12 protein-coding genes and 4 tRNA genes are annotated in these 15,227 nt (G+C 61.7%); 10 read left to right on the top strand and 6 right to left on the bottom strand.

Going from position 1 to position 15,227, the window contains the following annotated elements; all coding sequences use genetic code 11:
• Positions 1-58: 58 nt before the first annotated feature.
• Positions 59-1,024: a helix-turn-helix domain-containing protein gene (locus M5B96_RS11665; protein WP_248796852.1), complete on the bottom strand. Its 966-nt coding sequence runs from the start codon at positions 1,022-1,024 to the stop codon at positions 59-61.
• A gap of 174 nt (positions 1,025-1,198) precedes the next feature.
• On the opposite strand from M5B96_RS11665, the gene M5B96_RS11670 reads away from it, so the two are divergent.
• From M5B96_RS11670 to M5B96_RS11680, 3 genes are all read left to right on the top strand, one after another.
• On the top strand, positions 1,199-1,510 hold the full coding sequence (locus M5B96_RS11670; protein WP_248796853.1) for a cupin domain-containing protein: 312 nt from the start codon (positions 1,199-1,201) through the stop codon (positions 1,508-1,510).
• Positions 1,511-1,615: 105 nt separating this feature from the next.
• Positions 1,616-2,770, top strand: a complete 1,155-nt coding sequence (locus M5B96_RS11675; protein WP_248796854.1) for a TDT family transporter — start codon at positions 1,616-1,618, stop codon at positions 2,768-2,770.
• Positions 2,771-2,861: 91 nt separating this feature from the next.
• Positions 2,862-4,739 (top strand): MFS transporter, encoded by a 1,878-nt coding sequence (locus tag M5B96_RS11680; RefSeq protein WP_248796855.1) that lies wholly within the window; start codon positions 2,862-2,864, stop codon positions 4,737-4,739.
• A gap of 169 nt (positions 4,740-4,908) precedes the next feature.
• Here M5B96_RS11680 and sugE read toward each other — a convergent pair whose 3' ends face one another.
• From sugE to rdgC, 3 genes are all read right to left on the bottom strand, one after another.
• A complete protein-coding gene (gene sugE, locus M5B96_RS11685) occupies positions 4,909-5,226 on the bottom strand; it encodes a quaternary ammonium compound efflux SMR transporter SugE (RefSeq protein WP_248796856.1) in 318 nt (105 codons plus the stop codon).
• 116 nt (positions 5,227-5,342) lie between these two features.
• Positions 5,343-6,308 carry a bile acid:sodium symporter family protein gene (locus tag M5B96_RS11690; RefSeq protein ID WP_248796857.1) on the bottom strand — a complete coding sequence of 322 codons (966 nt, stop codon included), beginning with the start codon at positions 6,306-6,308 and terminating at the stop codon, positions 5,343-5,345.
• Positions 6,309-6,575: 267 nt separating this feature from the next.
• Complete coding sequence (gene rdgC / locus M5B96_RS11695) at positions 6,576-7,496, bottom strand: recombination-associated protein RdgC (RefSeq protein ID WP_248796858.1); 921 nt, start codon at positions 7,494-7,496, stop codon at positions 6,576-6,578.
• A gap of 160 nt (positions 7,497-7,656) precedes the next feature.
• Here rdgC and M5B96_RS11700 point away from each other — a divergent pair.
• The 6 genes from M5B96_RS11700 to M5B96_RS11725 all read left to right on the top strand — a co-directional run bounded on the left by M5B96_RS11700 (position 7,657) and on the right by M5B96_RS11725 (position 10,967).
• Positions 7,657-7,732, top strand: a tRNA-Val gene (locus M5B96_RS11700).
• Positions 7,733-7,751: 19 nt separating this feature from the next.
• Positions 7,752-7,828, top strand: a tRNA-Asp gene (locus M5B96_RS11705).
• A 320-nt stretch (positions 7,829-8,148) separates the two neighbouring features.
• Complete coding sequence (locus M5B96_RS11710) at positions 8,149-9,288, top strand: mandelate racemase/muconate lactonizing enzyme family protein (RefSeq protein WP_248796859.1); 1,140 nt, start codon at positions 8,149-8,151, stop codon at positions 9,286-9,288.
• Positions 9,289-9,331: 43 nt separating this feature from the next.
• The gene (locus M5B96_RS11715; protein ID WP_248796860.1) at positions 9,332-10,630 is read left to right on the top strand and encodes an MFS transporter; all 1,299 of its coding nucleotides are present in this window, start codon (positions 9,332-9,334) and stop codon (positions 10,628-10,630) included.
• A 165-nt stretch (positions 10,631-10,795) separates the two neighbouring features.
• Positions 10,796-10,871: transfer RNA gene (locus tag M5B96_RS11720), tRNA-Val, on the top strand.
• Positions 10,872-10,890: 19 nt separating this feature from the next.
• Positions 10,891-10,967, top strand: a tRNA-Asp gene (locus tag M5B96_RS11725).
• A 262-nt stretch (positions 10,968-11,229) separates the two neighbouring features.
• On the opposite strand, the gene M5B96_RS11730 is transcribed toward M5B96_RS11725, so the two are convergent.
• Together M5B96_RS11730 and M5B96_RS11735 are read right to left on the bottom strand one after the other, a co-directional pair.
• The gene (locus M5B96_RS11730; protein ID WP_248796861.1) at positions 11,230-12,366 is read right to left on the bottom strand and encodes a catalase family protein; all 1,137 of its coding nucleotides are present in this window, start codon (positions 12,364-12,366) and stop codon (positions 11,230-11,232) included.
• A gap of 37 nt (positions 12,367-12,403) precedes the next feature.
• Positions 12,404-14,209 carry a di-heme-cytochrome C peroxidase gene (locus tag M5B96_RS11735; RefSeq protein WP_248796862.1) on the bottom strand — a complete coding sequence of 602 codons (1,806 nt, stop codon included), beginning with the start codon at positions 14,207-14,209 and terminating at the stop codon, positions 12,404-12,406.
• A gap of 267 nt (positions 14,210-14,476) precedes the next feature.
• On the opposite strand from M5B96_RS11735, the gene M5B96_RS11740 reads away from it, so the two are divergent.
• Positions 14,477-15,190, top strand: coding sequence for an FKBP-type peptidyl-prolyl cis-trans isomerase (locus tag M5B96_RS11740; protein WP_248796863.1), 714 nt, complete (start codon positions 14,477-14,479; stop codon positions 15,188-15,190).
• Positions 15,191-15,227: the final 37 nt, after the last annotated feature.

The following is a 15,227-nucleotide window of genomic DNA, read 5'->3' on the forward strand; positions in this document are numbered from 1 at the left end:
GTCGCCTGAGAAATCGTCATCGCCAGCAAGCTGGTTTCTGCAGGGGATGTATTCGGCGTCAGTGGGGTCGGCGCCCGATGAACTGCGCGCGGTAAGCCGACGGGGAAATCCGCAGCGAGGCGTGGAAATGCTGGCGCAACGACAAGGCCGTGCCGAATCCCGCCGCCAGGGCAATGCCTTCGATACTCTGGGCGTTGCTTTCCAGCAGGCGCTGGGCATGGCTCAGCCGTTGCCCCAGCAGCCACTGGCCCACGGTGGTCCCGGTCAGTTGCTTGAAATGCCGGGTGAATGAGCGGCGGCTCATGGCCGCTCGCTCCGCCAGTTCATCCAGGGAATGGCTCCGGGTGAAGTTTTGCCCGAGCCATTGCAGCAGTTGCCCCATGCGATCCTGTTCGCCGGCCATGGGCAGGGGCCGCTCGATAAACTGTGCCTGGCCACCCGAGCGATGGGGCGCCACCACCAGGTGCCGGGCCACCTTGTGCGTGGCTTCGGCCCCGCACAGTTGCTGCATCAGATACAGGCAGCAATCCAGGCCGGCGGCGGTGCCGGCCGAGGTCAGCAACTGCCCGGACTCGGCATACAGCACATCGGCATCCAGCAGTACCCGGGGGTATTTGCGGGCGAAGGTCGCGGCCCAATTCCAGTGGGTGGTGGCTTTGCGTCCGTCCAGCAGCCCTGCTTCGGCGAGGACAAAGGCCCCCAGGCACAGGCCGACGATCCGCGTACCTTTGCGGTGTGCCCCGCGCAGCGCTTCCAGCAACGGCTCTGGCGGCCGTTCTTCAGTGTCGCGCCAGGACGGCATGATGATCACGTCGGCCTGGCCAAGCACCTCAAGCCCATGATGAACCTGGATCTCGAACCCCGCCGAGGTCCGCAGTGGGCCTGGCTCGAAGCCGCAGACCCTGAGGGAAAAGCGCGGCATCTCGACGCCTTCGCGCTGCTCATCGAATACCAGCGTGGGTACGGACAGATGAAAAGGGCTGATGTCGTTGAAGGCGATTACGGCGATATCGATCGTGGTCATCGGCTGTGGGCTCGGAGCAGCAATTTGGCCCGATCTTATCGAAGATTGTCTTTCGGGCCACTTATTAATGTACGGACTGCGCGCAATCATGAGTCCTCGAAAATACCCGACAAGGAGCCAGCCCATGCCCTGTTCTTCGATCCCGACGTCCCAACCACAGGCGTGGCAACGCCCATGACGATCATCCGCAGCCGCGACTTCACCGGCAGCCGTCCCTGGGCGGCGCTGGATATTGCCAGCATGAACGGCATCGGCACCCGCTTGCACTGGACCGACCAACCCTATATTTGGCACGTCAATGACGGTCAGGAGGTGTTTGTGGTGCTCGATGGCCAGGTCCGCATGCGTTATCGCAAGGATGGAGTCGAGCAGGCCGTGGTGCTGGAGGTCGGCGATATTTTTTACGCGGAAATCGGTTGTGAGCACCTGGCTGAACCCTTGGGCGAGGTGCGGGTGCTGGTGATCGAAACCGAAGGCAGTCTCTGAATGTTTATCTATAAAATAGATAACAGTTAGAGAAAATACCCGTTATATGGATATTCGATCCGGTTCTATGATGGCTGCAACCTCACCCGAGGACAGGAGTCAGCCATGCAAACGTGCGCCAATAGTGTCAAATTCGGAATCCGGCCTTTAGGCCACCTGCAGCATCCCCGCGAAGTGATTCGCCAGTTCACCCCGAACTGGTTCGCCGCCACCATGGGCACCGGTGTCCTGGCGCTGGCCCTGGCGCAGTTGCCGTTTGAAATCCCTGGCCAACGAGCCTTCGCCGAAGGCCTGTGGCTGTTCAATATCCTGCTGTTCGCCGTGTTCAGCCTGCTCTACGGCGCGCGCTGGGTGTTGTTCTTCCATGAGGCGCGGCGGATTTTCGGGCATTCCACGGTCTCGATGTTCTTCGGCACCATTCCCATGGGGCTGGCGACCATCATCAACGGTTTCCTGGTCTTCGGCGTGCCGCGCTGGGGCGATAGCGCGGTGCAGGTCGCCGAAGTGCTGTGGTGGATCGACGTGGCCATGTCCCTGGCCTGCGGCGTGCTGATTCCCTATCTGATGTTCACCCGCCAGGAGCACAGCATCGACCAGATGACGGCGGTCTGGCTGCTGCCGGTGGTGGCCGCGGAAGTGGCGTCGGCCAGCGGTGGCCTGCTGGCGCCGCACCTGCTCGATCCCCATCTGCAATTCAATGTGTTGATCACCAGCTATGTGCTCTGGGCGTTTTCGGTGCCGGTGGCGTTCAGCATCCTGGTGATCCTGCTGTTGCGCATGGCCTTGCACAAGTTGCCCCATGAAAACATGGCGGCTTCGAGTTGGTTGGCGTTGGGGCCGATCGGTACCGGTGCGCTGGGCATGCTGTTGCTGGGGGCGGATTCGCCAGCGATTTTCACCGCCAACGGACTATCGGGTGTGGGCGAGATCGCCAGCGGCCTGGGCCTGGTCGCCGGGCTCATCCTCTGGGGCCTGGGCCTGTGGTGGATGCTGATGGCGGTGTTGATCACCCTGCGTTATTTGCGCCGGGGCATCCCGTTCAATCTCGGCTGGTGGGGTTTCACCTTTCCGTTGGGGGTCTACTCCCTGGCGACCTTGAAGTTGGCCAGCACTTTGCACCTGGGTTTTTTCAGCGGCTTCGGCCTGTTGCTGGTGGCGTTGCTGGCGGTGCTCTGGCTGATTGTCGGTTCGCGGACCCTGCGCGGGGCCTATAAAGGCGAGCTTTTTGTTTCACCTTGCCTGGCAGGAATAGCGAAATAGTTGCCCGATATTAGGTAAGGTTGTGGCTCGAGGGCGGTGATCCGCCTTCCAACAAGAAAGCCGCTCTCGGCGCCACTCAGGTACAGGGAAGATGAGTCACCCCTCACAATTCAGCCTGCTGCGTACACGACGGTTCCTGCCGTTCTTCGTCACGCAGTCCCTCGGGGCGTTCAACGACAATCTGTTCAAGCAATCGTTGATCCTCGCCATCCTCTACAAGCTGGCCCTCACCGGGGATCGCGGTATCTGGGTCAACCTCTGTGCCTTGCTGTTCATCCTGCCGTTCTTCCTATTCTCGGCGCTGGCCGGACAGTTCGGCGAAAAGTTCGCCAAGGACGCGTTGATCCGGGTGATCAAGCTGGGTGAAATCGTGATCATGGCGGTGGGCGCCGTGGGCTTTGTGTTCGATCACCTGTCGCTGATGCTGCTGACGCTGTTCGCCATGGGCACCCACTCGGCGCTGTTCGGCCCGGTCAAGTACTCGATCCTGCCCCAGGCCCTGCGCGAAGAGGAACTGGTGGGCGGCAATGGCCTGGTGGAAATGGGCACCTTCCTGGCGATCCTGGCGGGGACCATCGGTGCCGGGGTGATGATGTCTTCGGCGCACTACGCGCCCATCGTGTCCAGCGCCATTGTGCTGGTGGCGGTGCTTGGCTACCTGGCCAGCCGCGGCATTCCCCGGGCGGCGGCGGCGAGCCCGCAACTGCGGCTGAACTGGAATGTCTTCAGCCAGTCCTGGGCCACCTTGCGCCTGGGCCTGGGGCAGACGCCGGCGGTGTCGCGCTCGATTGTCGGCAACTCCTGGTTCTGGTTTGTCGGGGCGATCTACCTGACGCAGATTCCGGCTTACGCCAAGGAGTGGCTGTACGGCGATGAAACCGTGGTGACGCTGATCCTCACGGTGTTTTCCGTGGGCATTGCCGCCGGCTCCATGCTTTGCGAGCGGTTGTCGGGGCGCAAGGTGGAAATCGGCCTGGTGCCCTTCGGCTCGTTCGGGCTGACGCTGTTCGGCCTGTTGCTGTGGTGGCATTCCGGCAACCTGCCGCAGAACCTGCAGGCCAACGACTGGCTGGCGATCCTCGGCTATCACCAGGCCTGGTGGGTGTTGGTGGATATCCTCGGGCTGGGCGTGTTCGGCGGTTTCTACATCGTGCCGCTGTATGCCCTGATCCAGTCGCGGACCGCCGAGAACGAACGAGCCCGGGTGATTGCCGCGAACAACATCCTCAACGCGCTGTTCATGGTGGTCTCGGCGATTGTCTCGATCTTGCTGCTGAGCGTGGCCAAGCTGTCGATTCCCGAGTTGTTCCTCGTGGTGTCGCTGATGAACATCGCGGTCAACGCCTATATCTTCAAGATCGTGCCCGAGTTCAGCATGCGCTTCATGATCTGGCTGCTCAGCCATTCCATGTACCGTGTCGAACACCGCAACCTGGAGCTGATTCCCGATGAGGGACCGGCCTTGCTGGTCTGCAACCATGTGTCGTTTGTCGATGCGTTGCTGATTGGCGGCGCGGTGCGGCGGCCGATCCGCTTTGTGATGTATTACAAGATCTACCGTTTGCCGGTGCTCAACTTCATCTTCCGTACGGCCGGGGCGATTCCGATTGCCGGGCGCGGTGAAGACCTGGAGATCTATGAGCGTGCATTCCGGAAGATCGCCGAGTACCTGAAGGAAGGGGAGTTGGTGTGCATTTTTCCTGAGGGCAAGCTGACCAGTGACGGTGAGATCAATGAGTTCAAGGGCGGCATGACCCGGGTGCTGGAGGAGACCCCGGTGCCGGTGATTCCGCTGGCGCTGCAAGGTTTGTGGGGCAGTTTCTTCAGCCGTGATCCGGCCAAGGGCCTGTTCCGGCGCTTGTGGTCGCGGGTGACCCTGGTGGCGGGGACGCCGGTCGGGGCGGAGGTGGCGGTACCGGCGCAACTGCGCGAGCAGGTGTTGCAACTGCGGGGGCGGGTGCGCAGATAGGTGTGTGGGAGCGGAGCTTGCCCGCGAAGCTTTTGGCGGCCCCTCTGGCCCCACATCTTTGCGATTGAACACGGTCCTTGTAGCCGGCTTGCCGGCGATGGCGGCCGATCAGGCAATGCAAAGCCCACTGGCCTCATCGCCGGCAAGCCGGCTCCCACAAAGGATCATGTCAGGCGGCCGAGACTTTCAAGCCGACCAACCCGGTAATGATCAAGGCCACGCTCGCCAGCCGAAACAACGCCATGGACTCACCAAACAGGATGATCCCGGCGATCACCGTGCCCACCGCGCCGACACCGGTCCAGATCGCATAGGCGGTGCCCAGCGGCAATTCCTTCATGGCCAGGCCCAGCAGGCCAAGGCTGATGGCCATGGCCGCGACGGTGAGGGTAGTGGGGAGCGGGCGGCTGAAACCGTCGGTGTACTTCAGGCCAACGGCCCAGCCGACTTCGAACAGACCGGCGAAAAACAGAATGATCCAGGACATGAAAACCTCCATCTATGGATGGGGTCGTCCCCGGATGGATAGCGCGCCCAAGCCGCAAGGTCGTCCCTGCGCTGCGCAGTATAGTGCGCATTCTTGCCGGTCTGGTCAAGTTCCCCTCAGCTTTGAGCGCGCTCAGCGGCCAGTTCGCGGTCCTGCTTTTCACTCATGCGTCGGAACCAGGTCGAGAGCAGGGCACCGGAAATATTGTGCCAGACACTGAACAAGGCGCTGGGCACCGCTGCCAACGGCGAGAAGTGCGCACTGGCCAGTGCGGCGCCCAACCCTGAGTTCTGCATGCCGACTTCCAGCGCCAGCGACTTGCGCTGGGCCAGTGGCAGTTTGAACAGACGACCGGTGAAATAGCCCAGCAGGTAGCCGAAGCTGTTGTGCAGCATCACCACGGCCATGATCAGCAGCCCGGATTCGGCGATCTTCGCCTGGCTGGCGGCGACCACGGCGGCGACGATGATCACGATGCTCACCACTGACACCAGCGGCAGGACTTCCACCGCGTGGCGGACCCGCTCCCCCAGCAGCCGTTGGGCGACGACCCCGAGCACGATCGGCAGCAACACCACCTGCAGGATCGACCAGAACAGTTCGCCGAACGACACCGGCAACCAGGCCGAGGCCAGCAGCCAGATCAGTGCGGGCGTCAGCAGCGGGGCGAGCAGGGTGGTGACGGCGGCGATGGCCACCGACAGCGCGAGGTCGCCGCGGGCCAGCCAGGTCATGACATTGGACGAGGTGCCGCTGGGGCAGCAGCCGACCAGGATCACCCCGACGGCGATTTCCGCCGGCAGTTGAAAGGCCCGGCAGAGCAGCCAGGCGACGCCGGGCATGATAATAAAGTGGGCGACCACGCCCAGGGCCACGCGCCAGGGATGGCGGGCGACTTCGGCGAAATCGTCGAGCTTGAGGGTCAGGCCCATGCCGAACATCACCAGGCCGAGCAGCGGCACGATGGCGAATTTCAGGGCGATGAACCAGCTGGGCTGAAGGAACGCCAGCACGGCGAAAAGCAGCACCCAGTAGGCGAAGGTATTGCCGACGAAGCGGCTGAGAGTGGCCAGTGCGCGCATGGGGTTTTCCTTGTTATGGGGGGCGGATCAAGCAGGCGCTGTGGGAGAGGGGCTTAACCACGAAGCTTGTGGTGGCCTCAATGGCCTTCCGGTAAGTCCGGCTCCCAGGATCTCTGTGTCGAACCGAGAGTCTGCACACGGTGGAGTACCTGTGGGAGCGGAGCTTGCCCGCGAATGCTGGCGACCGGGTCTGTCTGGCACACCGAGTCATCGTTCTTCGCGGGCAAGCTCCGCTCCCACAGGCGTTCGCCCGTTGTTACGGCGTGATCAGATACCCTGCGGCATTTCCTCGCCACCCAGGGCCTCGAACAGCTGCGGCAGGAACTCGCCGAAGGTCAGCATCATCAAGGTGAAGCTGGCGTCCAACTGGCCCAGGGCTTCTTCGCCGCCGTCCTGTTCGGCCTGATCCTGCAGCAGGTCTTCGAACTTCAGGCGCTTGACCACCATCTTGTCGTCGAGCACGAAGGACAGTTTGTCCTGCCAGGCCATCGACAACTGGGTCACCACCTTGCCGGTGCTCAGGTGCAACTGGATTTCCTCGCCGGTCAGGTCCTGGCGCTTGCAGCGCACGATGCCGCCGTCTTCATGGGTGTCACGCAGTTCGCATTCATCGAGTACGAAGAAGTGCTCGGCGGCTGCCTGGGTCTTCACCCACTCGGTCATGATCGCGCTTGGCGCGGTTTTCACCGTCAGCGGCCGCACCGGCAGGGTGCCGAGTACTTCGCGCAGGGTCGACAGCAGGTCTTCGGCGCGTTTCGGACTGGCCGAGTTGACCAAAATCAGGCCCTGTTTCGGCGCGATGGCGGCAAAGGTCGAGGAACGACGGATAAACGCCCGCGGCAGGAACGCCTGGATGATTTCATCCTTGAGCTGGTCGCGCTCCTTCTTGTAGACCTTGCGCATCTGTTCGGCTTCGATCTCCTCAACCTTTTCCTTCAGCGCATCGCGCACCACGCTACCCGGCAGGATACGTTCTTCCTTGCGCGCGGCCACCAGCAGGAAGTCGCCGCTGACATGCACCAACGGGGCGTCCTCGCCTTTGCCGAAGGGCGCGACGAAACCATAGGTGGTCAACTCCTGGCTTGCACAGGGGCGGGCCGGTTTGCTCGCCAGTGCGGTCTCCAGCGCCTCGGCATCAAAAGGCAGATCTTGGGTCAGGCGATAGATCAGCAGGTTCTTGAACCACATGGGGTGCATCTCTCCTTTATACAAAGGAGGGCATTATTCTCTTCATGGCCCCATAGGCCAACCCTTCGCTAAGTCTTTGGAAGGCCTGAGAAAAATATTAAAAAAAGTGCTTGCCAGAGTCTGGACTGCTCCGTAGAATGCGCGCCACACCGAAAGCGAAGGGTGATTAGCTCAGCCGGGAGAGCATCTGCCTTACAAGCAGAGGGTCGGCGGTTCGATCCCGTCATCACCCACCATTCGTTATCAGTGTTACGCGCAGCGGTAGTTCAGTCGGTTAGAATACCGGCCTGTCACGCCGGGGGTCGCGGGTTCGAGTCCCGTCCGCTGCGCCATATTCGATGATCTGGACCACTGAACGCCAGCTCATCACAGAAAGCCCGCCTTGTGCGGGCTTTTTTGTTTTTCCGAAGGCCTTTCTGACCCATCACCCGCCGTGGTTTTCAAGTACTCGTTCAAGTACGCCAGCGGCTCGCGTTTTTCGATTCCCGCGCGCTCAATCCTGCCCTGTCCGCCAATACCGGCCTTTCCGATTCCTTTAATTCGGATAACCCGCGTGATCCATTCCTTCTGCTCTTCCTGATGTTGTACGATAACGTAACACTGTGCCTTGCCAGTTTATAACATCAACAAAAAAGCTTTGGGAGACCTGCCTGTGATTATTCGCAGTATCGAGATCATCCGCCTGAGCATCCCGTTTTCCGCGGGCACCACCGAGCGCAAGCACCTCGGGCCGAGCAGGGATGACGATGCCTTCAATGCCGCATCCCCCCGACATCGGCGCATGGAAAGCCTGATGCTCAAGGTCACTACCGACACAGGCCTGAGCGGTTGGGGCGAGGCTTTCGGCCATGGCGCCAACCCGGTGACCTTCAAGGCATTGACTGAGGTGGTTGCGCCCATGTTCATCGGTACCGCGCTGGCTGACCGCGTGCAGACTCTGGAGGCCGCGCGTCGTGCCCTGCATGGTTTCGGCTCGACCGGGCCGATGGTCTATGCCTTGTCCGGTATCGACATCGCCTTGTGGGACCTGGCCGCGCAGGTGCTCGGCCAGCCGTTGTACCAACTGCTGGGCGGTAGGCCGCGCGAGCTCGAGTTGTATGCCAGCCTGGTCAGTTATGGCGGAGATCCCGACGAAGTGTTTGCTCAGGTCAAGCGCGCCCAGCAGCAGGGCTTTCGCAAGATCAAACTGCATGAAACCAACTATGCGGCCATCGCGGCGGCCCGTGCGGCGCTGCCGATATCGGTCGGCGAGTTGATGGTGGATGTCAATTGTCCATGGACCGTTGCCCAGGCATGCGCCATGGCTGAACAGTTGCGCGAGCTGGCGCTTGGTTGGCTGGAGGAGCCCGTCTGGCCACCGGATGATATCAACGGCCTGGCCCAGGTGCGCCGCCATGGCGTGGCGATTTCCGCCGGTGAAAACGCGGCGGGGGTGAACGGTCTCCGCGCCTTGGTCGAGCAGGGTGCGGTGGATGTCCTGCAGCCCAGTGTCGCCAAGGTCGGGGGGATCAGCGCGATGCTGGAGGTCTTTGCGATTGCCCGCGATCACGCGGTCCGCGTCGTGCCCCATTGCTTCTATTTCGGCCCGGGGCTGCTTGCCGTTGCCCACCTGTGCACATTGTTGCCGGAAAACGTGGCGCTGGAAGTCCCCTTCATCGAGTTCGAGCGCCTGCTGTATCCCGAGCTCGCCTTCAAGCCGCGCATGCGCCTGCCCGACGTCCCGGGCCTCGGCTTTGTGCCCGATGTCGAGGTGTTGCGGGCCTATTGCACGGACCACGCGCTGGTCAGTTGAGCCACCCACGCTGTCACTCCAAAAACAATAAAGGCCATGAAAAATGAAAGGCAACTACCGTTGGAAAATCGCCGGGCTGCTGTTTTTTGCCGGCATGCTCAACTACCTGGATCGCGCCGCATTGTCAGTGGTGGCGCCACTGTTGAAAACCGAACTGCACATCGACGATGCCCAGATGGGCTTTATCTTCAGCAGCTTTTTCATCGGCTACTGCGCCCTGTGCTTTGTCGGCGGTTGGGCGGCCGATAGCTACGGCCCGAAAAAGGTCTTTGCCTGGGCGGCAGGTGTCTGGTCGCTGTTTTGCGGCTTGACGGCGGTCATTACCGGGTACGTCCACCTGCTGATTTTCCGGGTGTTGTTCGGCATGGGCGAGGGCCCGATGGGCACTACCACCAATAAGGCGATCACCAACTGGTTCCCCCGGGAAGAGGCCGGGCGGGCGCTGGGTTTCACCAACTGCGGCCAGCCATTGGGCGCCGCCCTGGCCGGGCCGATCGTCGGCCTGGTGGCGTTCAATTACGGCTGGCGCGTGTCGTTCGTGGTGATTGCCTTGCTGGGCGCGCTGTGGCTGCTGGCCTGGTTGTGGATATTCAAGGACACGCCCGAGCAGCACCCCAAGGTGTCCGAGGCCGAGCGCGAGTTGATTCGTGTCAGCCGTGCCGAGGTATTGGTCGAGGGGGTGCGGGAAGGCCGCAGCCTGGTCAGCTACATTTTTTCCGCCCCGGTACTGGCCGTCGCGACCGCGTTCTTCTGCTTCAACTACGTGCTGTATTTCTTCCTGACCTGGTTGCCCAGCTACCTGATGGACTATCAGCATCTGGACATCAAAAGCATGAGTATCATTGCCGTGATTCCGTGGTTGGGCGCGGCATTAGGCTTTCTCGGTGGCGGGTTTGTCACTGATGCGTTGGCGCGGAAGCTGGGTAACGTGATCCTGGCGCGCAAGTGCGTGTTGATCGTCGGCCTCGGGGTGGCGGCCAGCTGCGTGATGATCACCACCCAGGTGTCGTCGTTGAGCCTGGCGGTCACCTGCATCACGGTGTCGAGTATTTTCCTGTTCGTCACACCACAGATCTGCTGGGCGCTGATCCAGGACATCGTGCCGAAGAATCGCGTGGGCGGTACTGGCGGTTTCGTTCATTTGCTGGCCAACCTCGCGGGCATCATCGCGCCGTCGTTGACCGGCCTGGTGGTGCAGTACGGCGGTGGTTACAACGTCGCGTTCGTGATCACCGCCGGCGTGTGCGGGTTGGGTATGCTGGTGGTCATCCTGGCGGTCCGTGGGCATGTCCAGCCTGACCTCGACAGGCGCCCTGGCAGTGCTTCGGTGGCGCTGAAATAATCCATTGCAGGCCGGCGCCGGCGGGGTGTCGGCCTCGGTCGGCGAGCCATTTCCCGCGGCTTTTTGGCTGGCGCGCTATCGAGAAATTCAGGCATTCAAAAAAGATTATTTAAATCAGTGCGTTATGGATTTTTTGTGGCATAATGCGCCCGCACCGAAACGAAAGGGTGATTAGCTCAGCTGGGAGAGCATCTGCCTTACAAGCAGAGGGTCGGCGGTTCGATCCCGTCATCACCCACCATTTCGCTTCAACGCTACGCGCAGCGGTAGTTCAGTCGGTTAGAATACCGGCCTGTCACGCCGGGGGTCGCGGGTTCGAGTCCCGTCCGCTGCGCCATCTTCAAATGATCTGGAGCACTGAACGCCAGGTCATCACAGAAAGCCCGCCTTGTGCGGGCTTTTTGTCGTCTGGGGTTTGTAGAGGGTATCCGGCGAACACCATTTGTGGCGAGCGGGCTTGCCCGCGCTGGGCCGCGAAGCGGCCCCAGAACCGGCAAATCCGGTGCATCAGGTAAACCGAGATAGCCGGTTTTGCGACTGCTGCGCAGTCGAGCGCGGGCAAGCCCGCTCGCCACAGGGACGTGTCAGCAGGGTGGCTTTCATTGTTCGGCATTGCGGCTATGCCGGTAATCGCTGACCGCGTCATACACCGCTTTACGCAGCCGGTTGATCCCACCAATCGGTCGATGTGCCTCCAGCCCATGCCAGGGACTGAACGACTGGTTGTCACAGGCGATATTCTGTTCCAGCGTATCGAAATCCTGGGCCGGGATCCGAATCCGCGCCACGGTCTGGAACGGCGCGTCGCTCTCCTTCCACTCGATGCTGGTGTCTTCGATCGGCATATACAAATGGGCGTTCTGCCGTTGGATCTGCAAGACGAAGCAGGCCGGGACCCGGTCTGTGGATAACTGTTGGCCCAGGGCGCTGCGCAGGAAGTTCGGCAGGTCCTCATTCTGCTTCGGCAAGGCATATTCCGGGCAGCTCTGCGGATCGGGAGCCACGCGGAACTTGGCGTTGTCATTGCCGAACTTGTACGGCGAGACCGAGAAGTAAGTGGTCTGCGTCGGACTGCTCGGCGCCGGCGCCAAGGTCGCCAGGGCAATAAACAGATGGCGTACCTGCCAGGTGGTCGGATTCCAGCTCGGGAAAAACGCCAGCACCTGCTTGCCGTCCGCCTGGGCCCCGATGTTCTGCTGGTACTCGGCGACGTCACTGACGAAAAAGTTCGGATGGCTGAACATCACGAAGTCCTGTTCATTGCGCCCCTGTTGTCCCGGCAGCAATTGCTTGCCCGCTACATCGAGCAATTTCAACGCCATGCCGCGGGCGTCGCGAATACTGTCGAACTGCGGATAGGCGTTGCCATTGGACAGGCGAATCAGCGCCTGCCAGGTCTTGCCCGGTTCGGCAAAAACACCTTGGCGCAGATCGCTGCTCAGATCACTCGGCACCTGGACCTCGGCCTTCACGCAACCGTGGGCCTTGGCATGCGCGTCACGCAGGTAGCGGGTGCCCTCGCGGTGTTGGTCGACGATGCGCACGGCGGTCTGGATGATGTCCTGGGTCATGGCCGATTCACCTGCGGGGATCTGTTCCTCGGTGGATACCGGGCCACTGTGGCGCCAGGCGTACCAGCCGCTGGCCAGGGCCCAGCCGACCAGGCCGAGGCCGATCAGGATCAGCAGGCTCTTGCCCAGAAAGGCGCCGAGGCGCAGCCAGAGTCGGGTCAGCATGTAGAGATCCTTTTAACGTAAGCGCGAAGGGAAGGGGTCATGGCAGTTGCGACTCCAGCGGGCCGCCCAGGACTTTCAGGTATTCGAGCAGGGCCCAGCGTTCCTCGGGCTGCAGCAAGCGACCGATCACACCATTGCCACGCTTGCCGGCGCGGAATTCGTGGCCGCTGTTGTGGTTACCACTGATTCGGGTGTCGTACAGGAAGCCATTGGTGAAGGCTTCCTGGCGATAACCGAGATGTCGCGGATCGTATTCGAAGGTGCCGCGATAGAAGCTGCTGGCGCGCTCGTCCTGGGGCGAGAGCAGTTGGTACAGCGAAGGCACCGAACCGTTGTGCAGGAACGGCGGGGTGGCCCACACGCCGGCCAGCGGCCGGGCCTTGTAGGCGCGTTGTTCGAGCACGCCGATGGGCAGGCCGAAACCATCCATGGCCGGGCGTTCTTCAGGCGTGACCTTGGCTTCGCGATAAGCACGCTCTTCGACGAAGGCGGTGACGTAGGCCAGGCCCTTGGCCACCGACAACTGCGTCATGTCCAGCGGCGCATCGGGCGTCGGGTGCAGCTGGACCGGCAGCTTCGCCAGCTCGGCCGGGTTCCATTGCAGCGCACTCAGGTCGTAACGATTGTCGGCGATGTTGTTGGCGGTGTTCGGATCGGTGCCGATCACCGCGAGCGGAATCGACACCAGATGTTTTACCGGGCGTCCGTTTTCCGTGGTCACCGGTGGCACATGGCAGCCGGCACAGTTTTCCGCGAACAACCCGCGGCCCTTGGCGGCCAACGGCAGGTCGACCTTGCCGAACAGATCCTCCGGCCAGTGCGGCGGCTGCAGGTGCTTGAGGGTTTCCTCGATCCGTTGCAGGTCACGCACGCGCACCCCGGAAGGGTAGCGGGCATCACCTTGCAACGGCTGGCCATTGGCGTCGAAGAAGTTCAGCGTGGCGCCGACCCCGAGGGCTTCGCCGATATTGCGCGCCATGGGCTGCTGCGCCGAAGCCGTCCACTGCACCCAGTCGAAGGTCCAGATGTCCCAGAGTTGCGGGTAATCCACGGGGGCATTGGCGACGCGGTAGTTCTTCTCGGAAATGGCATCGCCAAAGCTGGCATTGGCGATTCGCCCGAATGCGTCGGTGCGTCCCGGGCCTTCCTGGGTCGGATAGAGACCGCGATGGGTATCGTTCCAGGCCACCCGCAGGAAGGTGTCCAGCGACTGCTTGAAGTCCGTGCGCAGCTGATCGTACTGGGCCTCATAGTTGTCGCCGAGGACCTTGTGGGCAAAGCGCTTGAACTTCCAGGGGTTGTAATAGGTGGCGGCCAGGCTCGCCACCATGGCCTGGCCGAAACTGCCACCGCGTACCGTCGGTACGCTGGAGGGCAGCACATGTTGGGCCGGGCCGCCGTCGATCCGCAGCGCCTGGCCTTGATAGCGCAACTCACCGGTATGGCAGGCGGCACAGGTGATATCCAGGTACTGCTCATGGCTGCCGGGATTCTGATGGCGGGCGAAACCCACCGGCAGGTTACCGGGGTTGTTCGCGCTGGCGGGCCGTTTCGGGTCGCTCAGAAAGCCGAAGCGCGCCAGATAAGCCGGCTCGGCAAAGCGCTGTTCGGAAAACGGCAATTCCAGGGCCGTGAACCAGTCATAACGCAGGCCTTTGACCTGGGTGCCCTGGGGTGTGTAGTAGTAGGTCTGGCGGTCGGCCTCGCTCCATTGCTCCAGATAGCGCACCTGGGCCGGTACGTAAGTCGGCAATTTCGGATTGACGACGTAGTACAGGATCACCGCGATGCCGAGGCAAATCAGGAGAAACGCTGCCAGTAATACACGGTAAAAAATGCGCAAGATAACCATCCTTGTCGAGTTGTTGCCTTCTTATGCCTGAGCCGTTGCCTGGCATCAAGTAGCCATGATGGCCGTGACTGCTGGCTCGTGGCGCCGCAGCCATGTCCGTGCAGACGTAAGCAGACTGTCAGGGTTTTGTAAAATGCCCCAAACACCTGAACTTATTGGCTGTTTGCCCCTCTCATGCCGGTAGCCATTGGTCGTGGCGGCCTGATAAGCTCGCGGCTTTATACGATTGCCCTTTAGGCGCATGAACAAGGAAATAGCATGAAACAGCATCGGTTGGCGGCGGCGGTGGCCCTGGTAGGCCTGGTACTTGCGGGTTGCGATTCGCATTCCAGCGTAGAGCTGAAAACCCCGGCGCAAAAAGCTTCCTACGGTATCGGCCTGAACATGGGCAAGAGCCTGGCCCAGGAAGGCATGGATGACCTCGATTCCAAAGCCGTGGCCCAGGGTATCGAAGATGCCGTCGGCAAGAAACCGCAGAAGCTCAAGGACGACGAACTGGTCGAAGCCTTTGCGGCGCTGCAGAAACGTGCTGAAGAGCGCATGGCCAAGTTGAGCGAAGAGTCGGCGGCTGCCGGCAAGAAATTCCTCGAGGAAAACGCCAAGAAGCCGGGCGTCGTCACCACTGCTTCCGGCCTGCAGTATGAAGTGGTCAAGAAAGCCGACGGTCCTCAACCCAAGCCGACCGATGTAGTGACCGTTCACTACACCGGCAAGCTGACCAATGGCACCACTTTCGACAGCTCCGTGGAACGCGGCAGCCCGATCGACCTGCCGGTCAGCGGTGTGATTCCAGGTTGGGTCGAAGGCCTGCAACTGATGCACGTCGGCGAGAAGTACAAACTGTACATCCCGAGCGACCTGGCCTACGGCGCACAAAGCCCAAGCCCGGCGATCCCGGCCAACTCGGTTCTGGTCTTCGACCTGGAACTGCTGGCCATCAAGGATCCGGCCAAGGCAGACGCCGCCAAGTAAGGCGCGCGCTGATGACAACGCCCCGTTATCGGGGCGT

It is taken from the genome of Pseudomonas sp. MWU13-2105, assembly GCF_023242315.1.
Taxonomy (GTDB): Bacteria; Pseudomonadota; Gammaproteobacteria; order Pseudomonadales; family Pseudomonadaceae; genus Aquipseudomonas.